Below are 23,869 nucleotides of genomic sequence, written 5' to 3'. Positions count from 1 at the left end.
CGGTTTGTTACGGACGCTGCAGCAATTCCTTGTGCGCTTCGCGCAGCATGGTTTCCGTTTCTTCCCAGCCGATGCAGCCATCGGTGACCGAGCAGCCATAGACCAGCTGCGACAGGTCGCTCGGAATCGACTGGCTGCCGCTGACGATGTTCGACTCGATCATCACGCCGACCAGCGACTTGTTGCCATGACGGATTTGCTGGATGACGTCGGACATGACCAGTGGTTGCAGTTCCGGCTTCTTGTAGCTGTTGGCGTGCGAGCAGTCGACCACCAGATTGGCCGGCAGCTTGGCCTTGGTCAGCGCCTGTTCGGCAATGGCCACCGAGACCGAATCATAGTTCGGCCGGCCGCCACCGCCGCGCAGCACGACGTGGCCGTAGGCATTGCCGCTGGTGCGCACGATGGACACGGAACCCTGGCCATTGATGCCCAGGAACGCGTGCGGATTGGATGACGAGAGCACCGCATTGATCGCAATGCTCACGTCGCCATCGGTGCCGTTCTTGAAGCCCACGGGCGTCGACAGGCCGGACGACATTTCGCGGTGCGTCTGCGATTCGGTCGTGCGCGCGCCGATGGCGGTCCAGGCGATCAGGTCGCCCAGGTATTGCGGCGAGATCGGATCGAGCGCCTCGGTCGCGGTCGGCAAGCCGATTTCGCAGACATCCAGCAGGAACTGGCGCGCCCGTTCCATGCCGACTTCGACGCGGAACGAATCGTCCATGAACGGGTCATTGATATAGCCCTTCCAGCCGGTGGTCGTGCGCGGCTTTTCAAAGTACACGCGCATCACCAGCACCATCGTCTCGCTCACCTCGTCCTGCAGTGCCTTGAGGCGGCGCGCATAGTCCAGGCCAGCTTCGGGATCATGGATCGAGCACGGGCCCACGACGATGAACAGGCGCTTGTCCTTGCGGTCGAGGATATTGCGCAGCGTTTCGCGGCCCTGCATCACGGTGGCATAAGCGCGTTCGTTCAGCGGCAGGGTGGTATGCAGCTCGACCGGCGTTGGCATGCGGGCGAACGAGCTGACGTTGGTATTTTCGATTTGTGGCGTACTGGTCATGATGCAATCTATATTCTTCTGGGGGATGGATCAGTGTAAGCGGAAATTGCTGTATGTGCACATGCGCAGCCCCAAATGGCGGCGTCTCGCTGCGCTCTGCACCCGTGCGTGCTGCCGCAGTGCGACGTTCCCGTGTATCCTTTTGTCATGACTACCGATATCGAACGCTTTGTCGCAGCCCCTTTCATCAAGGAAATCGGCCGCGGCGTGAAAGGGGCGCGCAGCATGACGCGCGACGACGCGCACCGGCTGTACGCAGCCATCCTCGAAGGCCGCGTGTCCGACCTCGAACTGGGCGCCATTTTGCTTGCCATGCGCATCAAGGGCGAGTCGGTCGAAGAACTGGCCGGCTTCATGGATGCAGCGAGCGCCGCGTTCACGCCGCTGCCCGCGCCGCGCGGCGAATTCGCCCCGGTATCGATTCCCACCTACAACGGCTCGCGCAAGCTGGCCAACCTGACGCCGCTGCTGGCACTGCTGCTGGCGCGCGAAGGCGTGCCGGTGCTGGTGCATGGCGTGAGCAACGATCCGGGACGCGTCACCACGGCAGAAATCCTGCACGAGCTGGGCGTGACCGACGCGACCACCGGCGCCGAGGTGCACAACGAATTCGTCCATGGCCGTGTGGCGTTCATGCCGATCGAGCATCTGGCCCCGGAACTGGCGCGCATGCTCGCGCTGCGCCGCGTGCTGGGCGTGCGCAATTCGACCCACACCATCGTCAAGATCCTGCAACCCTTCGACGGCCCGGCGCTGCGCCTGGTGTCGTACACGCACCCCGAATACCTGACAACACTGGGCGAGTACTTCGAAGGCGTCGACAGCGAAACCCGGGGCGACGCGTTCCTGATGCGCGGCACCGAGGGCGAAACCGTCGCCCACCCGCACCGCGCCCAGCGCATCGACTGGTTCCACGCCGGCCAGCGCGCCCTGCTGGTCGAGCGCGACGCGCCCACCGACGACCTGGCCATCGTGCCCGACGGCCGCGATGCGGCCACCACCGCTGCCTGGATCGCCGCCGCACTGCGCGGCGAGGTGCCGGTGCCGCCATCGATTGCCACGCAGGTGGCATATTGCGTCGAAGTCTCGCGCAAGATCCGCGCCCGCAGCCTGCCGGCCGAGTAGCTGTTCGCCAGTGCCTGACTCGCATACAATGGCGGGTTGAGCAAAGGTGGTGGCAGGCATGGCAAATCAATTCGATGTGGCGGTAATCGGCGCGGGCGCAGCCGGGATGATGTGCGCGGCCGTCGCGGCGCAGGGCGGCAAGCGCGTGGTGCTGGTCGACCACGCGGCCAAGCTGGCCGAAAAGATCCGCATCTCGGGCGGTGGGCGTTGCAACTTCACCAACGTCAACGCCGGGCCGCAACATTACCTGTCAAACAACCCCCATTTTTGCCGCAGCGCATTGTCGCGCTACACGGCGCAAGATTTCCTGGCGCTGGTCAAGAAATACCGGATTGCCCACCACGAAAAGCACCGCGGCCAATTGTTCTGCAACGATTCGGCCGAGCAGATCATCGCAATGCTGCGCGCTGAGTGCGACCTGGGCGGCGTCGAGTGGCGCATGCCGTGCAAAGTGGCCGGCGTGCGCAAGACCGAGGATGGCTTTGCCGTCGACACCGACGCTGGCGAGTTGCTGGTGGGTAGTGTCGTGGTTGCCACGGGCGGCCTGTCGATCCCCAAGATCGGCGCGACTGATCTCGGCTATCGCATCGCCACGCAATTCGACCTGCCCCTGATCGAGACCCGCCCGGGTCTGGTGCCACTGACCTTCGACGGCCCCAGCTGGGAGCCGTTCGTGCCGCTGGCGGGCATCGCGCTCGAGGTCGACGTCAGTACCGGCAGTGGCAAAGGCAAGGGCGCACGGGGTGGCCACTTCCGCGAAGACCTGCTGTTCACGCACCGCGGCCTGTCGGGGCCGGCGATCCTGCAGATTTCCAGCTACTGGCAACCGGGCACGCCGATCGTGCTGAATCTGTTGCCCGACATGGACGTGGCCGACACGCTGATCGGCCTGAAGAAAACCGAGAAAAAGCAGCTGGGCAATGTGTTGACGCAGTGGCTGCCCGCGCGCCTGGCCGAAGGCTTGCTCGCGGCCAATGGCTTTGACGCTACCGCGCGCCTGGCCGACATGGCCGACGCGAAACTGCGCGCGCTGGGCGACGCCATCAACCGCTGGGCCATTGTCCCGACCGGCTCGGAAGGCTATCGCAAGGCCGAGGTCACGCTGGGCGGCGTCGACACCAAAGGCCTGTCGCAGCAGACGATGATGGTCAACAAGGTGCCCGGTCTGTACTTCATCGGCGAGACGGTCGACGTGACCGGTTGGCTCGGTGGTTACAACTTCCAGTGGGCCTGGGCATCGGGCGTGGCAGCCGGTCTGGCGCTGGCAAATAGTTGACGCTTGAAAACACCACTTCGTGATTAAAGCTTCCACTCGACTGCAAACGATGCTAGAATTTCGTTCTTCCCTAAATCCAACGGTTTGATTTTTACATGACCACTATCCGCCTTAAAGAAAACGAGCCGTTCGAAGTCGCCATGCGTCGCTTCAAACGCACCATCGAAAAGACCGGTCTGTTGACGGAACTGCGCGCACGCGAGTTCTACGAAAAACCGACCGCAGAACGCAAGCGCAAGCTGGCAGCAGCAGTGAAGCGTCACTACAAGCGCATCCGCAGCCAGCAACTGCCGAAGAAACTGTACTAAGACAGTTCAGACGGCCAAGACCCGGTGACGGCATTGCCAGTCCCGGCGAGTCGCTGAAGTCCGCAAACCCGCTTCGGTTTCGCCGCAGCGGGTTTTGTCGTTTCACCCTTTTGAATACGGAGATCCCATGAGCTTAAAAGAACAACTGACCAAAGACATGAAAAGCGCCATGCGCGCCAAGGAAACCGGCCGCCTGGCAGCGGTGCGCCTGATCATTTCCGAAGTCAAGCGCAAGGAACTCGACGAGCAGACCCAGCTGGACGATACCCAGGTGCTGGCCGTGATCGAAAAGATGATCAAGCAGCGCAAGGATTCGATCAGCCAGTTTGAAGCCGGCAACCGTCCCGACCTGGCCGACATCGAGAAGGCCGAGATGGTCATCCTGTCGGCGTACATGCCAGCCGGCCTGTCGGACGAAGAAATCGCCGCCGAAGTTGCTGCGGCCGTTGCCGAAACCGGCGCGACCGGCCCGCAGGACATGGGCAAGCTGATGGGCGTGCTCAAGCCGAAACTGGCTGGCCGCGCCGACATGACCGTGGTCTCCGGCCTGGTCAAGAAAGCCCTGGCTGGCGCATAAACGCCATAAGCGCCATCTGCAACGCGTCGTCTTCGCCCACCCCGGGCGGGGACGACAACTTGTTGCATATCAATTTGCAGCAGGCGCTGCGGTATAGTCTGGCCCTAGACAAACACTGTGTAAGCTCAAGTGATTCCGCAAACTTTCATCACCGATTTGCTCAACCGGGTCGACATTGTCGATATCGTGGGCCGCTACGTCCAGCTCAAGAAGGGCGGGGCGAACTTCATGGGCCTGTGCCCATTTCATAACGAAAAGTCCCCCAGCTTCACGGTCAGCCCAACGAAACAGTTCTATCACTGCTTCGGCTGTGGCGCGCACGGTACATCGATCGGCTTTCTGATCGAATACTCGGGCATGGGCTTTGTCGATGCGGTGAAAGACCTGGCGCAGAACGTCGGCATGATCGTGCCTGACGTAGACGACAAGATCCCGCCGGCCCAGCGCGCCGCCCAGCAAGCGCAGTCGCTGGCGCTGACCGATGCGCTGACGCAGGCGTGCGCGTTTTACCGCGCCCAATTGCGCGAAGCGCCGGACGCCATCGCGTATCTGAAGAACCGTGGCCTGACCGGTGAAGTGGCCGCCCGCTTCGGCATGGGCTACGCCCCGGCCGGCTGGGACAGCCTGCGCGCGGTTTTCCCCGACTACGAGGCGCACGTGCTGGTCGAGTCGGGCCTCGTGATCGACAAGGTCGATGAAGAGGGCAACCGCCACAAGCGCTACGACCGCTTCCGCGAACGCGTGATGTTCCCGATCCGCAACACCAAAGGCCAGGTCATCGGCTTTGGCGGCCGCGTGCTCGACAGCGGCGAACCGAAGTACTTGAACTCGCCTGAAACGCCACTGTTCCAGAAAGGCCTGGAGCTGTACGGCCTGTTCGAGGCGCGCCAGGCGATCCGCGACGCCGGCTATGTGCTGGTGACGGAAGGCTATATGGACGTCGTCGCGCTGGCACAATTGGGCTTTCCGCAAGCGGTGGCCACGCTCGGCACCGCCTGCACCAGTACCCACGTGCAAAAGCTGCTGCGCCAGACCGACGACGTGATCTTCAGTTTCGACGGCGACAAGGCCGGCCGCAAGGCCGCGCGCCGCGCGCTGGAAGCGTGCCTGCCGCAAGTGAGCGACAACAAGACCATCAAGTTCCTGTTCCTGCCGCAAGAGCATGACCCCGACAGCTTCGTGCGCGAGCGCGGCGCCGAAGCATTCGAGCAAGAAATTGCCGATGCGATGCCGCTGTCGCAATTCCTGCTGCGCGAAGTCACGCAAGAGCACGACCTCGATACACCCGAAGGCCGCGCCAAGTCGCAGTTCGACGCCAAGCCGCTGTTGCAATCGATGACGCCGTCGAGTCTGCGTCTGCAGATCGTGCGCGGTCTGGCCAGCATGACGCAATCGACGCCGGCGGAGATCGAAAGCCTGTTCGAGTTGTCCAAGCCAGTGGCCACCGCGCGCCGCGCGCCACCGCGCCAGGGCCGGCCCGAACCAGTGGGCCTGGAGCGCAAGATGCTGCGCATCCTGGTTGCGCATCCGCATCTGGCGCTGGAACTGGACGAGGTCGCGCTGAGCGCGTTCGACTATTTCGGCGAAGAGGGCGCCGATCGCCTGCGGCATCTGATCGACACCGCGCAGGCCCTGGGCCAGCACGGCACGTTTGCCGCACTGTCACAACAGTTGCATGAAGTCACTAACGAGTATGATGGCATGATTGCCGAAATCGCCGCCGAACCCGAAAACGAGGTCGATGGCGACCGCATCGTTCTGCTCAGTTCAGTACGCCAAATCAAGATGGATTCGTTACGAGAAGAATTGAACCAGTTGTTTTCTGCCGGCTTGACCCCAGATCAGGTCAGTACTCGCTATCGCGAGATTACTGCCCAGCTGGACCTTCTGGAACGTGAAGCCACCGCGGCGATGGCACCCCGATGAACACTGGCTTTCTCCCCGTGGGCCAAGGCGTTCACGACTGGAAAAAGAAAGGGTGCGTGCTATAATAAAACGCTAACTATTGCAACTGTTGAAACACTTCTTGGTTCAATTGCGTGCGTGGAGTATTAGTTAGCGGGGCATGGATTTGTGCCTGCAGGATGATGAAGGTAACAAAACTTTATTCTTAACCACCGTAAAGTTAGTCGTTGTGACATCGAAAGCGCCTGTGCCAACCAAGAAACCCGAAACCAACGTGGCTGCCACGACCACGAGAACGTCTGCCGCCAAGGCCGACAACGCGCAAGACAAGGCTGAGGTGCGCACGGCGACCTCTGCGCCTGTCAACCAGACGACCGATGCGGCCACGCTTGCCGCCATCGACACGTCGGGCTATGTCTTGCCGTCTGTCAAAGTGCCGGGCCGGCGCGGTCGCAAGCCAAAAGAATTCACCCCTGAAAACGACGAGATCGCCGCGCTGAACGCGGTCGAGCGTGCCGAGCTCAAGGCTGCGGACAAGGCCAAGGCCAAGGACCGCAAGGCCAAAGAGAAGGCGCTGCTCAAGGATGCGTTCTCGTCCGATACCGAGGCCAGCGAAGAAGAACTCGAGCTGCGCCGCAGCAAGCTCAAGGCCCTGATCAAGTCGGGCAAAGAGCGCGGCTTCCTCACGTACGCCGAGATCAACGACCACCTGCCCGAAAACATCGTCGATCCGGAAGCGATCGAAGGCATCATCGGCACGTTCAACGACATGGGTATCGCGGTCTACGAGCACGCACCCGATGCCGAGACGCTGCTGCTGTCCGACAATGTCCCCAACGCAACCAGCGACGATGAAGCCGAAGCGGCTGCCGAAGCTGCGCTGTCGACGGTCGACTCCGATTTCGGCCGCACCACCGATCCGGTTCGCATGTACATGCGCGAAATGGGCTCGGTCGAGCTGCTCACGCGCGAAGGCGAAATCGAGATCGCCAAGCGTATCGAAGACGGCCTGAAGGACATGATCCAGGCCATCTCGGCCTGCCCGGTCACGATCGCCGAGATCATCGGCACCGCCGCCAAGATCGATAGCGACGAAATCAAGATCGACGAAATCGTCGACGGCCTGGTCGACCAGGAAGGCGAAGACAACACGCCGCAAGTCGCCGCGCCCGTCGCCAGCGAGTCGGACGAGGACGAAGAAGACGAAGAAGACGCCGAAGGCGAAGAGGAAGAAGAAGAGGCGCCAAGCAACTCGGGCGCCGCCGGTTACTCGGCGGAACAGCTCGAAGCGCTGAAGGTCACGGCCCTGGCCAAGTTCGCCGAGATCGCCCAGCAATTCGACAAGATGCGCAAGGCGTTCGAAAAGGACGGCTACAACTCGAAAGCCTACGTCAAGGCGCAGGACGCGATCTCCAACGAGTTGCTGGGTATCCGCTTCACGGCCAAGGTCGTGGAAAAGCTGTGCGACACGCTGCGCGGTCAGGTCGACGAAGTGCGTCACATCGAGAAGCAAATCCTCGACGTGGCCGTGAACCGCTGCGGCATGCCGCGCGCCCACTTCATCAAGGTCTTCCCGGGCAACGAAACCAATCTGGAATGGGTGGATGGCGAAGTCAACGCCGGCCATGCCTACAGCGCGATCCTGGGCCGCAATATCCCGACGATCAAGGAACTGCAGCAACGCCTGATCGACCTGCAAGCGCGCGTCGTGCTGCCGCTGCCTGACCTGCGCAACATCAACCGCCAGATGGCGGCCGGTGAAATGAAGGCGCGCAAGGCCAAGCGCGAAATGACCGAGGCCAACCTGCGCCTGGTGATTTCGATCGCCAAGAAGTACACGAACCGCGGCCTGCAATTCCTCGACCTGATCCAGGAAGGCAATATCGGCCTGATGAAGGCCGTGGACAAGTTCGAGTACCGTCGCGGCTACAAGTTCTCGACGTACGCAACCTGGTGGATCCGCCAGGCGATCACCCGTTCGATCGCCGACCAGGCGCGCACGATCCGTATTCCGGTGCACATGATCGAAACGATCAACAAGATGAACCGGATCTCGCGCCAGATCCTGCAAGAGACCGGCGCTGAGCCCGATCCGGCCACGCTCGCGATCAAGATGGAAATGCCGGAAGATAAAATCCGCAAGATCATGAAAATCGCGAAAGAGCCGATTTCCATGGAAACGCCGATCGGTGACGACGACGATTCGCATCTGGGCGATTTTATCGAAGACAACAACACGCTGGCGCCATCGGACGCCGCGCTGCATGCTTCGATGCGTGGCGTGGTCAAGGATGTGCTCGACTCACTGACGCCACGCGAAGCCAAGGTGCTGCGCATGCGCTTTGGCATCGAGATGTCGACCGACCATACGCTGGAAGAGGTCGGCAAGCAGTTCGACGTCACCCGCGAGCGGATTCGCCAGATCGAGGCGAAGGCGCTGCGCAAACTGCGTCACCCGTCGCGCTCGGACAAGCTCAAGAGCTTCCTCGAGAACAACAGCTGATTGTTGATGCGGGCTTGACGGCCCTGTACTAAAGGCAATATGCTCTCGCCACTTCGCTCATCACGTTCGTGTTGATGCGCAGGTGGCGTTTGCTTGCCACCATCCCAGTTTCTGGGCCTCTAGCTCATGCTTGGTTAGAGCAGCGGACTCATAATCCGTTGGTGCCGTGTTCGACTCACGGGAGGCCTACCAATAAAATCAACGACTTAGCCCGGTTCAGTGAACCGGGCTTTGTTGTTTTTGCGTCCTATGTAAGGGCGGATGTAAGACGATTTTGAACATGGTCTTCGGCCTCTCGGCTTCCTAAACGCAAGCGGTTGTCATTCGTATCTTTCGGGTTGCATTTCTGTTGAGTAATATCTATACTCCGCCAATCGTGAGTTCAGATGCGCTCACTTTTTTTAAACCCCTTCTTTTCTCTCAAGATGTTGTCTGTGTTCCTCGCGTTGAGCGGGGCTGGTAAGGACCGGTAGCAGCAACTTTTGAGACTTCCTAAAAGCATCTCTGGCTTGTTATGCCAGAGTGCTGCGCAGTACTTGCGCGGAATCTTTGTAGAGATTTTCTTCCTTGTGCTTTTGCTTACGCAAGCGCGAGGTTTTCCATCTACTTAAAGATTCATACTATCCATGATCTCCGAAAACTCGCCGTCGTTTGACGGGCCTCGCTTCATTGCATTGCCGTTGGAAAACCGTATCGCTGTCGATACCGCTACGGCTGCCTTTCACTTGGGGCGCCGCCCTCAGACATTACGCGTCTGGGCTTCGCGTCAGTCGGGCCCGATCCGCCCCATTCGCATTAATGGCCGCTTGGCCTGGCCGGTCACTGAACTGAAGAAACTGCTGGAGACGCCAAATGAATAAGGGCTTCCAGCAGACACTGTTCTATCCTGACTCCATCCAGGACTGGGCACGCATAGAACACTTCACCGCCGTTATGACTCAGGTAGAGGAGGCCAGTAATAGCAATGCTGAACTGGCGAAGCTGCCGCACAACAGCAGCGTCCGACAGCAGCTCGTTAACGAGGCTGAAAGTCTCTACATCGAGTCGCGCCGTCTAGACAGCTTCCTGGGCATCCAGCGTACTTGCCGTAACTGCTTGTACAAAACCACTTTGGGGGTGAAAGGTGAGTAAGGGTAAAGTTGTAATCCTGACTGCGACTGCCCCTGCTTACTCTGGTCTGATTACCGATGGCAACCTCAATGAGCGCATCCTGGGTGGCAATTCGTGGTGTCGCGGTGAGGCTCGCCTGATGGTCTGCGCCACTGGCAACAACGCAGCGCTCGACCGTGATCTGGGACGCCGCATGATCCGTGTACGCATCGATCCCGGTGTCGAGACCCCTCAGTCGCGCAACTTCTCCTTCGACCCAATCGATCTCGCACTGTCTACGCGCCAGGAAATCGCGCAAGCCGTCCTGGTTGTCATCCGCGCTTGCTGGCAGGCCAAGCCTAGCCAGCAAGGCAATGGCGATGCAGGCTTCAGCGAGTAGAACAAGCTGGTGCGCCAGTGCGTGATGTGGTTGGCTCGACTGGCTTCTGCGAGGCCGCAGGCATCGGTAGCGTTGGCGACCCTGCGCAGTCCATCATGGAAGATGCGGGCGCTGATGATCCTGACGTTGCAGCACATCGCATGTTGATGGTCGGCTTGAATGAAACGTACAAAGGCCTCTCGTTCCAGGCAAAGGATGTCCTGCAATTGTGGGAGTTGGGCGAGCGCCGTAGCAGTGACGACCTGACCGGCATGATTCGCGAATCCCTTAGCGCAATGCTGGGTCGCCATGCTTTGCCTAACTCGGTAAGCGTCGGCAGGGTACTGCGTAACCGCCGCGACCGCTGGGTTGGCTCCCTGATTCTGCGCCAAGTTGGCAAGGACCGTAACGACGTTGCACTGTGGTGTGTCGAGACTGCGGGTGTTGCGGGGGATCGTAGGGACTAATCGACACACTTCCAGCAATACATATATACAAAAAATCCATTCCGTTAGAAAACATCCCTGCTATCCCCCGCATCCCCCGCAAACTAGTCCTTATATTGACAGATGTTTGGTGGCGGGGGAGGGGGAGACGGGGTGGGTTCAACGAAACATACAAAGTAAATTAATGGGCAAATCAAATATTGAGCAGATGAAGTACAGCATTGAGGATGCTGCGGCCTCGGCACTGACTGCGATTGAATGCCACGGTCTGAAAGATGCACAGCAAGCCCTGGAAGAACTGACCCGTCGCAACAAGGCTCTGAATGGAAGGCGGCGACGCCGCAATCGCCGACGCCCTCGGTCGCCAAGCTGTGGTCTTGGAGGCGTTGCTCTACCACTTGCTGCGCAACGCCTCAGAAGTGAAAAAGCCGGAGCTTACGACCATGGCACTCAAGGCAGCGATGAGCGCCCAGCGTGCACTGTTGACGACGCTGGCAACTGCGAGGTGTAGATGCGTAAGCCACCGATACTGGTTCAGCGGGCGATCGCCACTCTCGTGGAAGATCGCTGGGTCACGGTGGTGCAATTGAACGGTGCGGGGACTTCATCGGCCTATATCGTTAACGATCAAGTTGCCTGGAGTGAGGACCGCAATAACATGGCGCTGTCAATTTTCGAGGCCACTGTCGTCGCTGACAAGGCAGATCAGATCGACCAGACCCTTCCTGACACACTGTTGCGTCAAATTCCGGCCTTGTTTTTGAGAGATTCCCGACGCCTGTAGCCACTCGTTTTTATGCCGGCGTTGATTTGCGGCGGATCTGATCCACTTCACCGTATAATTTGTGCACGAAACTGACCAGATTTCAGACATGATTCCGCTCGTCAAACTGAGCGAGGAATTGGGACAGGCGATGTAAGTTCACAGCGTTCGCGAGGGCTTAGAGAGGGCAATCCCGACAGCAAACGACTACCTTTTTGGCTTGGCCTCGCTTTACAGCTTGGCAATAGACCAATAGTAGAAGTATTTTTTTTAGCTGTCGGATATTCCTATGTTAAAGTTGTGTCGCCACAGAACTTCAAAATTACTAACAACAATATCCTCGCAAAAAAATAGCAAGGTTACTCTCATTAAATGCCTCGATCTCTTGCTTACGAACCGCGCCATGCGTTAAATGCCATTTGTCCGTATTTCACGATGTTTCCGCTGGAATACCCATTGCGGGTGCTTGCAAAGCATCGACGTGAGCGCCCGGTTGTGATGGACCCGTTTTGTGGCCGGGGAACTACCTTATTCGCCGCTCGATCATTGGGCCTTGCCGCTCGCGGAATCGATAGTTCACCTGTTGCAGTCGCAATTGCGCAGGCAAAGTTATCTATTGTTTCATGTGAAGCTGTGCTGGAATTGGCACAGTCGTATATCGATGATGGTCTCGTAGCAGACGTTCCTGATACGCTGTTTTTTCGGAGCGCGTTTCATCCTCAGGTCCTGCGAAACATTTGCGCGATTCGCCAAGGGCTGCTAACCGCTGAAGTGGAAACTGATGCTGTTGTTTTACTTAGAGCGGCGATGTTGGGTTGCATGCACGGCCCTGTGAGTAAAAAACAGGACACTCAGTCATATTTTTCCAACCAAATGCCGAGAACTTTCGCATCCAAGCCAGATTATTCTGTCCGGTATTGGAGTGAGCGAGGGCTAATAGCGCCTGCAGCAGACGTGCTTCGTGTCTTAAGAAGAAAATTGGAACGGCTTGACGTGTCAGCGCCTCCAGACGGAGTTACTTTTGCCAACGCTATTCTCGGAGATTCTCGATTTGCAAAAAGTTTACCGCAACGAAGTCGAGATTTTTCTCTCGTAGTCACATCACCTCCTTACTATGGCATGAGCACATATGTTCAGGACCAATGGCTGAGGAATTGGTTTTTAGGTGGCACCGCGCACGTTGAATACTCAAATCCAGACCAGCTAAACCACGCTGGTAAAGACGCATTTTGCGAATCTCTTGGTGCAGTTTGGAAGAATATGGCGCGTACTAGGGCGGAAGACCTACATATGTACGTTCGATTCGGAATCATTCCGTCGTCGAAGGCCGACCCCAAGGCTTTAATGAAAGCATCGCTAGAGTCTTCTGGTGTGCAATGGCGATTAATTTCGACTAGAGCTGCCGCAACTGCCGCAGCAGGAAAACGGCAAGCCAATCATATGACTGCCGATTCGACTGCCGCTGTTGAGTATGATTTTCACATTAGCCGTATCTGAATAAAGACCCTAGCCAATGACAACGACACCTCCGTCAATAAGCATGGCAGCAAAGAAAGTATCTAAGACTACACTTTCAATGTTTTTGAGAACGAGGTGCGATAAAGAATTATATTTATCCCTTCACGATAAGAAGACGATGGGAAGGCTCGGGTTGCCCGAGCCAGTAAAACGACCTGGTATCGGTTTATTGTCGGTACAAGGCAAAGAGTTCGAGCTAGAGCGTAATGATCAGTTAGTTCGTCTTTTTGGAAAATCGATTATTTTCAATAAATCTGGAAATAGTTATAACGATATTGACCTTGCGACCGCATTGGCAAAATGCACTGACCCTATATCTGTATTGCTACAAGCAAAATTTTCAATTGCTCGACACAAAACTAAAACATTAACAAATATTGGACTTTTGCCAGCCGACATTGCGATTGTTCCGGACATCGCTGATTTTATTCCTGATGTTTTAATTGTGCGTGACGCAAAATCTGCTGATATAGAAATTCTTCCTGATGGTAGTAGGCGAATAATTTCTGAGTTGGTTGATGCCAGAAAAGGCATCGAAATTTTCGACATTAAACATACTAGCGAAGCGAATCCGAGCTACTGTGCTGAGATAGCCTTATATGCTTTAATGCTGGCAAATTGGATAGATGAGCGCCCCGAATTTAAAAGTAGATTTTACGTAACCCTAAGCGCGTATCTGTGGACACGATTCAAACAAGGAGATAGTGAGCTTGAACGGCTTGAAGCGTTAGCTATTAAGGCCGCTCCCGCTCAAATATTTGATGCACTACTTAGCGATTCGGAAGATGCAAACTTACGTTTTTATCTTGCGGCAGTGCGACGATTCTTTGATGACGTAGTGCGTGTAGTTAAGGTTGGTGACGCAGCCCCTAAAGGATGGGAAAAGCTTGAATGGCATGTTAGCGGAACTTGTGGAAGCTGCGACTGGCTTGGCGACAAGCGGCATCTGAGCCGCAGCGCCCATATACACATCGATTCTAACCCGTCTAATTATTGCATTCCTTGTGCCCGTATGACGGGACATCTTAGTCTGATACCTGGCATTACTCGGGGGGCAAAAAAAATACTACAAAGCCATTCACTTACTGACGCAACGGCCTTTTCTATGGCCGCCGGTCATCCTGCCTTGCAAGAGCATACTGTTCTGAAACGGGAGGCACGGACGTGGCCGATGCGAACTACAGCTGTACTGACTTCGACCGTTTCCAACGACGCAGACTCGGTAATAGCATCACTCGCTGGCTTTGCAAATCTTCAGATTTTCGCAAGTATAAATTTCGACTCCAGCGCTGGACTTTTGACCGGCTTGGCGCTATCAGGTTTTGCCACTGCTTATAAGGCAGGACAAGCACCGACACGCTTCCAAACTATCCCCTTTATAGTTGACCAAAAGACTTTGGTTGACGAGTGGATTGCACTTGAGGGGTTTTTAAGCCACATCGCAGATTGCATCCAACGTGCGGAGACAGTCGTCGCGCCCAAGACACTAAAAGGGCAAATTCATTTCTGGGAAGAGCGACAGTTTAAAGAGCTTTGCAACGCACTAGGGAGGCATTTACCTCAAGTACTTGCACTAAGCGATAGAAAAGCAAAGGCTCTTGCTTGGGTATTTCCCCCAGACGACTTTATCGCAACACCTGAGTCACTCGAGGCCTCTACGGTAGTTACCGTTGATGACATAATTCGTCGCATGGTCTTCACTCCAACGCCTCACGTTATCACGTTGTTTGATACCGCTGAGGTCTACTCAGCGGGACCGATACAGACAGTTCGTGACTCATATTACCGAGAATACTTAAGTAATGGTATTCCGCGTGAACGTATTTATGAACTGTGGTCACACGCCGCTCAGATAAAACGCGGTACCACTTTATTGCCTCGCAATAGCGCTATCGCCGAATATGCAGATGCCCTCTCTAAACAGTCTAAAGCGCTTGAGTCCATCTGTGAACGATTGAGAAAAGACTATCGTGGGAAATTTAAGGCTAAGGCTACGCATATACCTACCTCGATACCTCAAGGGGCTAGGAGTGTCGCTTTTGATGCGAAATTATGGATTTGGTGGGATAGCTTAGAATTCAATACGGCTCAACTTGAATCGCACATAAAGTTGTCGATGGAGGGGGAACGTCTTGAAGCATCATATGAAGCCATAGTTATGACGAATGGGCGCGCCATTTCCCCTCAAAAATATGAATTTGATGTGGCTTCATCATCAACTGAAGCAAAATTTAAAGTCGATAGCATGCTTACTTTGGGTAAGATTGGACGTCCAGGAATGCCCTTGGAACATGCTAGGGATTTGCTGAGTCCAAGTGCTCCATATTTTCAGGGAGACCAAGGCCTGCTCGGAATGCCTTTATGGAGCGTATTAGGTACTAAATTAATTCAATTTGACCGCGTCACTGCAAAGGCGATAGTCGAATTTAGTTGCTATCAGGACCCTACGCTTATCTCTTACCTGTTTGGGAATTCTGCTATCGGTTTATTGAACGATGTTTTCCTAATGGAAAATAAGAGGCCTAGTGGCTTTGATTGGACTCGAACAAGTAGCAAAATATTAAAGGAAATAGGTAATCCTTCAATCGCCGTTGCGGATATTAATGCAGCCAATGCGATGGGTATCAAGCCGAATGCAAGAAAAGGTGGCACTAGCCCAATTACCCCTGTCGCAAGACTGCTGTGGGAAGCACCTGCACTGGAGGCTACCTCCCGTATTTCTACCCCGGATGCTCGTTCGATTGCGGCATTTGCTCAACTTTTCAACGGCTTAAATGCATCGCAAACGGCGGCAGTGGAGCACGCTGCCGAACGTGCCTTAACGATCATTTGGGGGCCGCCTGGCACCGGCAAGACGAATACATTGGCGGCGTTCTTGCATGCAGTGACGCACGATGCAAACACACGTGGGCGTCCACTAAAAGTCTTGGTTACGGGGCCGACTTATAAGGCTGTCGAGGAAATAATGCACCGCGCCATGTCGTTCATAACGGCCGACGTGAGTAGCTCTTGCCAGATGTTCATGGCGTACTCAGCCCAGCGAGTGCAAGTGGCGCCACCCCAAGGATTGCCTCCTCATATTTCCTATAAACACATAGGTCTGGATCTTCACGACCCAGAGTGCCAGGGATGTTTACATGAAATAAAAAACTCCTCTGGAGTGATCATCGTCGGTACTCAAATTAGACAGGCGAGGAGATTTCCTGAGTGGCTGCATTCCAGTACAGTCCAACCAGTTTTTGACATAGTTGTAATTGATGAAAGCTCGCAAGTGCCGGTCTCGCACGCGCTTTCTGCGATGTGTGGACTAAAGGCTGATGGACGTTTGGTTGTAGCCGGAGACCGCCTCCAAATGCCTCCGATTACTTCCTTGGATGCTCCGACCGATGCGGCTTATCTAGTCGGCAGCATTCAGACATATTTAGTTGAGCGATTTGCTCCTAGTACAGCTCAATGTATTTTAGAAACAAATTACCGATCTGCCGAGGACATTGTTGCGTTCGCACGAACAATTGGGTACCCGCCGACCCTTTCTGCGGCATTTCCGGACACATCCGTATGGTATTTTGTTGACCCAATACCGACCTTCCCTTCTCATTTACCTTGGTCGACAGCTTACGCTGATCTTCTTCATGTAAAAAATAAGACAGCCGCTCTTTTGCACAACGATGAGGTCTCATCCCAAGGGAATTTGTTCGAGGCCAAAATCGTAGCCGCGATGGTGTGGATGCTTCGGCATTCGGTCAGCGCGGAGCTCGAGGGACGCGGAGCTGTTGTACATAGTCGTCCGACGCCACAGCGGTTCTGGGAGAAATGTGTCGGTGCGGTAACTCCTCATAGAGCACAACGTGCGCTTGTAGTTCGTGAACTGGAACAGCTATTCCCAACCGAGAAAAACTTAATTGATGAAGCTGTAGACACCGTTGAGCGTTTTCAGGGGGGCGAAAGGCATACCATTATTGTCTCTTTCGCTGTCGCAGACATGGATATTATTGGCGGTGAGGAAGCATTTATTATGCAATTGGAGCGTGTTAATGTCGCAATTTCCCGCGCAATGGCGAAGTGTGTCGTGGTCATGCCCGACACTTTAGCCGCTTATATTCCTGAGGATAAACGTGCGTTAGCAACAGCTTTTGCGCTTAAAGACTACATCGAAGAGTTCTGTGGCGTAAGGAAAGACATTATTTTTTCTCTTGCAGGTACTTCTAGAAGCGGGCAAATGCGGAATCGATAAATTGTAATCATTATCGATGTTTATTGTTTAAAATTTATAGGGCGGACTATGGAAACTTGGATTCAACGAAAACGAAATAGTGATGACCCAACGTACATATCCAAGCCCTTCAATGTCGTGGGGATGGATAGCGAATTTCAAAGGGATCGGGCGCGTGTTATCCATTCTGCGGCATTTCGCCGGCTACAGTCAAAGACTCAAGTTTTAGGTATTGGGGAAAGTGATTTTTATAGAACCAGGTTAACCCATTCGTTAGAAGTTGCGCAAATTGGAACAAGTATCCGCCATACGCTTTATGGACGAGCACCTGCTGATGTTGGTTGGAAGGCAGCTCTCCCGTGCGAGTCGTTGATTGAAACCATTGGTCTTTTACACGATTTAGGTCATCCTCCTTTTGGCCATGGAGGCGAAACCGCGTTAAATTTTGTAATGAAGGACCAAGGAGGATTTGAAGGAAATGGTCAAACACTTCGAATAATGGCAAAGCTTGGAGAGTACTCTCCAAATCATGGGCTTGATTTGACACGCCGCTCCATGTTGGGTGCACTTAAATATCCGTGTTTATACTCTGAAGTTGCAGTTCCCTATGATGAAAATGCGTTACCGTCCAATTCTAAGCCTCCGAAATGTATATTTGATGATGAGTCGCTAATTCGTGATTGGATTTTGTCACCATTCGCAAAAGAGGAGCAAGCTAAGTTTATTCAGTCAGTTGAAGTGATTGAGAATGATAAGATCAAACACCGCTCTCCGTTATATAAGTCATTTGATACATCCATTCTGGAGCTTGCTGACGATACTGCATATGGCGTACACGATTTTGAAGACGCTATTGCTCTTCAGTTGATAGACGAGAAAAAATGGATGAACGAAATTTCTCCGAAAATATTTTCAATCGCTCAAAGTGGAATTTTAGGGCAGGGACCAGATTTCTATAATGCTAAGCTTTTTTCAGAGTCTGGAAAAGATCGCAAGCATGCAATCAGTAAATTGGTTGGTTATTTTGTGACCAGCACAATTGTTGTTGAGAGCTCAGAATTTTTAGATCCGTTGCTTCGCTATAATGCTACTTTCCCAGAAGAACAGACTCAGGTACTGAAAATACTAAAGAAATTTGTTCGGGAACAGGTAATTATGAGACCGCAGGTTCAGACACTTGAGTATAAAGGGCAACAGATTGTTTTGAAGTTGTTCGAGGTGCTTTATGAGAACCCTAAGCGGTTATTGCCGAAAAACACCTTTGAAGCATATGACAAGGCAAATGGGGAGCAGGAAAAAATGCGATCGATTTCTGATTTTATTTCCGGCATGACAGACCCATATGCAACCAAGCTTTTCCACAGACTTTTTAGCCCTGATATCGGATCGATCTATGACAGAATATGAGATCTACTAAACGCCTCATTTAAGGTCAATATTCATCAATGTGACCTATATTTTGGTTGTTGCATGGAAAATAGGAGTTAGCTTACAGGTCGATTGGTATGTCTTAAAATATAGGATATGTCGATAGGATGGCTTTCGATGCGTTTGCATGTTCTGAAAATTTCAGTATTATCTGCTTTATTTTCTTGGCGAAACTCGGCCAATTCTTGTCGTAGCTCTAACACCTGGGCTTGAATTAACATCAACTGCTGATTTTTAGATTGCTCGTTTGACATTGCCACTCTCATCCCCATCGATTAGCCAGTTCAGTGTTCGCTATTGATGCATCATGCCACCATCTGTCGCAGTAAAACATCGAGGTAACAGCACCAAATCGCTACTTCTAGATATATCGGCCTACACTTGGTGTAGTTTTTGTGAAAAAACTACACCCAAAAATGGTTTCGGAAAAACCGGGAGAGATTTTACGCAACTTGTTTCAGTTGTGATATCTCCAGGGGCGAACTGTATAGTGCTTTTCTGCGGTAGCACTTGGTTTTTGTCCCATGAATTGAGCCCCCGGCGACTGTTGGATTTTCCAGCGACTCGATTAGTGACTTGTATGACCGACGCAAGCCGAGCAAAGTGGCGCCACTAATTCCAGCAACTACACTGGCATTAGAAAGGACACTCGTCGGGCTGGATATAGACCCCCCGCAATTTGTGCCAGTGCAGATCTACTGCGAGCGGTTTCTGAAGACATCCAAACGCCCGACGATCTCTATCAATGGAACCTGGCCACGAATGTGCCTGCGTCGAATAATTCCTAGTAACGCCCAATGCGATCACTCACTTTCCCACTCGATGCCCCGAGCAAGGTTGTGTCTTACACGTGGCTCTGATCGGCTTGCAAATTATGCCGCGAAGTCGAGTAGATTTTACCGCAAATCAAAACGTTATCGTGATGCTGTTGCCTAGAGTGCGGCCAGCAATGCCTTCTACCGTGCGAGCGAAATCGCTCGATTGGCTGGTTCACGCCGCTTTTCGTGATGCCTTAAGGAAGAGCGTGACACTTGGCTAGATTTTTCCTACTCATAAGATGTTATGCTGTGTGGAAATGCACAGCTGCTAAACGCGCTATTAGATTCACCGAAGTTTCTCGCTCCAATTGGAATATATATGCCATTAAAATTTCTTCCTATAAAAAGTAAAACGGACTGGTCGGGAAGTAAATGGGAAGTTGTGGATGATGACAAACTTTCTGAGTTGATTGCCCGTGTCGCTGTCGGACAAAGTCGATACGTTCATCGGGTTTTAACTGAGACATCAGTACCGGCCAGAAAGGCTAAAGATACGGTAATCGATGGGGCTGTTAAGCTGCTTACTGCGAGTGATCCAGCAAAACCATGGCATAGGGATGGTTGGATGTTTCAAGTGATATCATGGATTGCGGCTAACATGCAGAATCTTGGAGACATAATAGCGCCGCCGCATATGATTCATGCTCACAAAGGGTTTGATGGTATTCACGTGAAGATCGATGCATCTACTAAACTTGTTTCATTGGTGGTAATTTGCGAAGAGAAAGCAACAAAGAATCCGAAGCAAATGGTAAGTGTTAATGTTTTGAAAGAATTCAAAACTATGCAGGCAGGGGAGCGAGATAACGAGTTAGTTGCACAAATAACACAAATGCTTGAATCGCGCTCAGATATTGACGTTGATGATGCATTAGAGAAAATTATTTGGAAAAATTCGAGAGGCTACCGAATTGCAGTAACCATTAACGATGAACACAACAGCTCAGCAGGCCATGAAAAACTGTTTGAGGGATATATCACGACAGTAACTGGTGGAGTGGAAAAACGGCGGAGCGAAATATTGTACTTGAAGCAATTGCGACCGTGGATGGCCACCCTTGCTTCGCTGGCCGTTCAACACGTTAAACAGATGGATAAATAATAATGTACGATCCTCAAACATCTCTATTGATACAAACTACTCCTGAGTTAGAGGGCTTGGATCGGACTAGATTGCCAGAAGAGCTCTCCCAAGCTTTCGCTGAGATTTCTGCTGCTCGACTCCGGCTGCGTGAAAATGGTGCCGCAATACGAAACGAGTTGAGCGTACTTATTGATAGAATGCAGCGACTCGCTTTCACAAATGAAGCAATGGTGGCGATTTCCCCTCATCGTGCCGATAGGGCTGCTGCTGCATTTGTTGCGGGCTCTGCACACCAACTCGCATTTAATGCAAAGCATCTAGCGGGTGAAATTGATAGCTTGTCGTATATTCGTGCGCAGAGTATTTCGCCTGATATTTCAGCAATGTTACTGTTTCTAGTGGCAGAGGCCACCGCAGATGCTTCTGAAATTGCTCAGAGAATTAATGTAGATAAAAAAAATGCCCTAGGCCATAGCCTAACGGAGGCTCTGAAAGCACTTGCCTCCGGTAATATTAATAAGATAGGGAAAAGTGAACTACCAAATGGGGATTTAATGACTGATGGCCCGATGGCTAAAGCGGCGGTATGGGCCTTGTACTATGAAATATTAATTGGAGTTCGTTTGTTAGCGGCTGAGCTGTTGCGCGAACCAGATTCCGTTACGGGAGCTGCATTCGATAAATTCGTGCACATTCAAAAACTATCGACCTCAAAGAAATCTTATTCCGATGCCGCGTTCTTGGAAGAAATCGGCGCTTTTGCTGGACCTCACCATTTAGCTTCACTATTAATAGGTGTAGCTGGGGATCTTGTGGGAAGTGCTGTGACTAGTATTGACCCACCACCAGGGGTCGATCCTGAGCGATGGATTTCGTCCTTGCGCCGCATTGCCACCTCTCGTCCATACTTATGGCGTAATCACCGTGAAGCCATCCTGGCGGGTTATCTCGAGCCAGGCACCTCATCAGCCGTTGGATTCCCTACCGGTGCAGGAAAATCTACGTTAGCAGAGCTAAAAATTAATGCTACGCTATTAATTAATAAAAAAGTAATATTTCTGGCTCCCACAAATGCTCTAGTGGGGCAGACGACTGCGGCGCTCAAACGCACATTCCCAAATCAGAGCGTAATGCAGGAGCAGGTAACTGAGCTAGTTCAACTCGCCGAAGAGACTAAATTACCTGAAATTTTTGTTATGACACCTGAAGCCTGTTTGGCGCAGATGAGTATTAACCGCGACGCTTTCAATGGGGTAGGGTTATTAGTTTTTGATGAATGCCATTTGCTTCATGCTACAGACGAGACTAGGGGGCGGCGAGCGCTAGATGCGATGCTTTGCTTGCTAAGTTTCTCAGCAATTGTTCCGGAATCAGACTTTCTCTTGCTATCGGCTATGATGAAGAACACGCAGGAAATTGCCGATTGGCTCTCCCAGCTAACAAATCGCAAGTGCTTGTCTCTTGCGCTGCCTTGGAAGCCTACCCGTCAATTGAGAGGGAGTGTTGTTTATCCACAGGAACAAATAACGGAACTGAGTGCGGGGTTGAATATTGCAAAAAAAGCAAATAAAACAAATAACCCATCGACCAAAAACAAGGAAGCTTTAAAAGCTCAACCATTAGGGTTATTCGGTTTGCAGCAAACATGGGCATCTTCTCAAACTGAAGATTATTCACTGCTAAAATTGTTGGATGAAGAGGTGCAGCTAGGCGCAAACAGTTATTGGAAATTGACGCCAAATTCTGGTTCTGTTTCCTCGCAGATAGCGGCAGGGGCGGCACAAGCAGGTTTGAAGACCTTGGTTTTTTTTCAAACCATTAAAAATGCCGCAAGTGCAGCGGATAAGGTTCAGAGGAATATCGGTAGATGCGACATACCTCTATTAGACGGTGAACTCGCTTTGCTTGAAATTGCCGTTTTAGAGCTTGGTGGAGAAAAACATCTTTATATCGATGTGTCAGAAAAAAAATTAGTCTCTCCCTGCGTGGTTCATCACGGACTTTTGTTGCCCGAAGAGCGGCACTTATGCGAATCACTTTATCAGCGACCCAATGGTGCATCGGTAATGGCTGCAACTTCAACTGTCGCACAGGGCATGAATTTTCCTAGTGAGCTAGTGATAATTGCGGAAGATAGTCGGTTTGATGCTGCAAAAGACAAACGTGAGGTATTGGAAGCTCAAGAACTTCTGAATGCTGCAGGGAGAGCCGGACGAGCTGGTTTGAATGCAAATGGAGTTGTTTTGGTAATTCCCGGGAAAGTCATTGATATTGATTTTGACGATGCTTCGATTGGGCAGCATTGGAGTAATCTTCAGAAGGTATTTGGGCAATCAGATCAATGTCTTGAGATAGATGACCCACTCACCGCTGTACTTGATAAAGTACATGCAAATCTCGAAGATTTAGGCGAAGTCGAGCGTTATGCTATAGCTCGTCTCGCTATGACAAACACTGAGGCTGACCCCAAGGAACGTATGGGGAAAGCGCTTATGAGGACGTTTTCCGGGTACCGGGCCTCGAAGCGAGGGGATCTAAAATGGGTGCAAAGTCGTGTTCAATCGGCGATAGCATTTCAGAAGAAGCAGAGTTCAGAGTCCGATCTGTCAACTGACGAAGCTCAGATATCATCGACATTAGGCATCTCGCTACCTGTAGTCGTCGCCTTATCAAAGGATCTAACCGACGTTGTGATCGCAGAAAATACTTCGATTGAGAGTTGGAGTGAGTGGATGTTTGATTGGTTGGAATCAGATGCTTCGCTACTTGACTCTATACTGCGTATCGATTCGCTTAATGAATTGTTTGGAACATCCTTTGCGAAACTTATTGAGCCAGAGGATCGATCTGAATTCGCAATACCTAAGCTTCGCAAATTGACTTATCTTTGGATGATGGGTCGCCCTCTTTCAAAGCTGGAGCTGGCCCTGGGTACTACTCAGGCGAATTTGAAAACTTGCACTGGAGCGAGGAAGTTTGTACTGCGCGTTATCCCTGAACTTTCGTATTTTTTTGGAATCCCTGCACTTTTACAACAGCGACGTAACCTGAGTAATGACGTAGAGACCGAACTCCCCCCAGCGCTGGCTAAGTTTAGTCGTTGCGTTCGTGATGGCTTAAAGAACTATGAACAAGCAGCACTGGGTCAACTCCTATATACGGCTAGGCTTTCTCGGAGGCAATTGCACCAAAGATTTGCGTTATTGGAACCTTACTTAGATTTATTCGCTATGGATAATACTTGGGGGGAAACGCTGTCACGTGTGCGCGGAGCCTTAAGTAGCGAACGTGCTGATGACCTTTAATATGGATCCATGGAAAATGTCGAAAATTTTGGAAAAACTGGTCGAAATTTACATGGAGCCTGC

The 23,869-nt window shown here is 52.7% G+C and carries 17 protein-coding genes and 1 tRNA gene; 17 read left to right on the top strand and 1 reads right to left on the bottom strand.

All coding sequences use genetic code 11. The features are described from left to right. Positions 1 to 7: 7 nt before the first annotated feature. On the bottom strand, positions 8 to 1,069 hold the full coding sequence (locus AC56LY_RS16280; protein WP_499581198.1) for a 3-deoxy-7-phosphoheptulonate synthase: 1,062 nt from the start codon (positions 1,067 to 1,069) through the stop codon (positions 8 to 10). Between the two features lie 147 nt (positions 1,070 to 1,216). Between AC56LY_RS16280 and ybiB the strand changes: the two genes are divergently transcribed. From ybiB to AC56LY_RS16195, 17 genes are all read left to right on the top strand, one after another. Further along, a complete protein-coding gene (gene ybiB, locus AC56LY_RS16275) occupies positions 1,217 to 2,194 on the top strand; it encodes a DNA-binding protein YbiB (protein ID WP_499581196.1) in 978 nt (325 codons plus the stop codon). 58 nt (positions 2,195 to 2,252) lie between these two features. Continuing rightward, complete coding sequence (locus tag AC56LY_RS16270; protein ID WP_499581194.1) at positions 2,253 to 3,470, top strand: BaiN/RdsA family NAD(P)/FAD-dependent oxidoreductase; 1,218 nt, start codon at positions 2,253 to 2,255, stop codon at positions 3,468 to 3,470. A 95-nt stretch (positions 3,471 to 3,565) separates the two neighbouring features. After that, on the top strand, positions 3,566 to 3,778 hold the full coding sequence (rpsU, locus tag AC56LY_RS16265; protein WP_005665410.1) for a 30S ribosomal protein S21: 213 nt from the start codon (positions 3,566 to 3,568) through the stop codon (positions 3,776 to 3,778). Between the two features lie 127 nt (positions 3,779 to 3,905). Next, positions 3,906 to 4,355 carry a GatB/YqeY domain-containing protein gene (locus AC56LY_RS16260; RefSeq protein WP_499581192.1) on the top strand — a complete coding sequence of 150 codons (450 nt, stop codon included), beginning with the start codon at positions 3,906 to 3,908 and terminating at the stop codon, positions 4,353 to 4,355. A 129-nt stretch (positions 4,356 to 4,484) separates the two neighbouring features. Next, positions 4,485 to 6,281, top strand: coding sequence for a DNA primase (gene dnaG / locus AC56LY_RS16255; protein ID WP_499581190.1), 1,797 nt, complete (start codon positions 4,485 to 4,487; stop codon positions 6,279 to 6,281). Positions 6,282 to 6,507: 226 nt separating this feature from the next. Continuing rightward, positions 6,508 to 8,763 (top strand): RNA polymerase sigma factor RpoD, encoded by a 2,256-nt coding sequence (gene rpoD / locus AC56LY_RS16250; protein WP_499581188.1) that lies wholly within the window; start codon positions 6,508 to 6,510, stop codon positions 8,761 to 8,763. 113 nt (positions 8,764 to 8,876) lie between these two features. Beyond that, a tRNA-Ile gene (locus tag AC56LY_RS16245) sits at positions 8,877 to 8,955 on the top strand. A gap of 434 nt (positions 8,956 to 9,389) precedes the next feature. Continuing rightward, positions 9,390 to 9,623, top strand: a complete 234-nt coding sequence (locus AC56LY_RS16240) for a DNA-binding protein (protein ID WP_499581186.1) — start codon at positions 9,390 to 9,392, stop codon at positions 9,621 to 9,623. Then, positions 9,616 to 9,894 (top strand): hypothetical protein, encoded by a 279-nt coding sequence (locus tag AC56LY_RS16235; protein ID WP_499581184.1) that lies wholly within the window; start codon positions 9,616 to 9,618, stop codon positions 9,892 to 9,894. Before AC56LY_RS16240 ends, AC56LY_RS16235 begins: the two co-directional genes overlap by 8 nt. A 118-nt stretch (positions 9,895 to 10,012) precedes the next feature. Then, a complete protein-coding gene (locus tag AC56LY_RS16230) occupies positions 10,013 to 10,252 on the top strand; it encodes a hypothetical protein (protein WP_499581182.1) in 240 nt (79 codons plus the stop codon). 17 nt (positions 10,253 to 10,269) lie between these two features. After that, positions 10,270 to 10,698, top strand: coding sequence for a hypothetical protein (locus AC56LY_RS16225; protein WP_499581180.1), 429 nt, complete (start codon positions 10,270 to 10,272; stop codon positions 10,696 to 10,698). Positions 10,699 to 11,188: 490 nt separating this feature from the next. Continuing rightward, positions 11,189 to 11,461: a hypothetical protein gene (locus tag AC56LY_RS16220; RefSeq protein WP_499581178.1), complete on the top strand. Its 273-nt coding sequence runs from the start codon at positions 11,189 to 11,191 to the stop codon at positions 11,459 to 11,461. Between the two features lie 414 nt (positions 11,462 to 11,875). After that, entirely contained in the window at positions 11,876 to 12,937 is a 1,062-nt protein-coding gene (locus AC56LY_RS16215; protein WP_499581176.1) for a DNA methyltransferase, read from the top strand. 43 nt (positions 12,938 to 12,980) lie between these two features. Beyond that, positions 12,981 to 17,192, top strand: a complete 4,212-nt coding sequence (locus AC56LY_RS16210) for a DEAD/DEAH box helicase (RefSeq protein WP_499581174.1) — start codon at positions 12,981 to 12,983, stop codon at positions 17,190 to 17,192. A 48-nt stretch (positions 17,193 to 17,240) separates the two neighbouring features. Next, on the top strand, positions 17,241 to 18,578 hold the full coding sequence (locus tag AC56LY_RS16205) for an anti-phage deoxyguanosine triphosphatase (RefSeq protein ID WP_499581172.1): 1,338 nt from the start codon (positions 17,241 to 17,243) through the stop codon (positions 18,576 to 18,578). 1,158 nt (positions 18,579 to 19,736) lie between these two features. Beyond that, the gene (locus tag AC56LY_RS16200) at positions 19,737 to 20,519 is read left to right on the top strand and encodes a hypothetical protein (RefSeq protein WP_499581170.1); all 783 of its coding nucleotides are present in this window, start codon (positions 19,737 to 19,739) and stop codon (positions 20,517 to 20,519) included. 2 nt (positions 20,520 to 20,521) lie between these two features. Next, a complete protein-coding gene (locus tag AC56LY_RS16195) occupies positions 20,522 to 23,806 on the top strand; it encodes a DEAD/DEAH box helicase (protein WP_499581168.1) in 3,285 nt (1,094 codons plus the stop codon). The last annotated feature ends 63 nt before the right edge of the window (positions 23,807 to 23,869 follow it).

The organism is Telluria sp. ZT3P25 (genome assembly GCF_059685895.1).
Note: the sequence above shows the minus strand (reverse complement) of the source record. Positions and strands in the feature narration are given on the sequence as shown.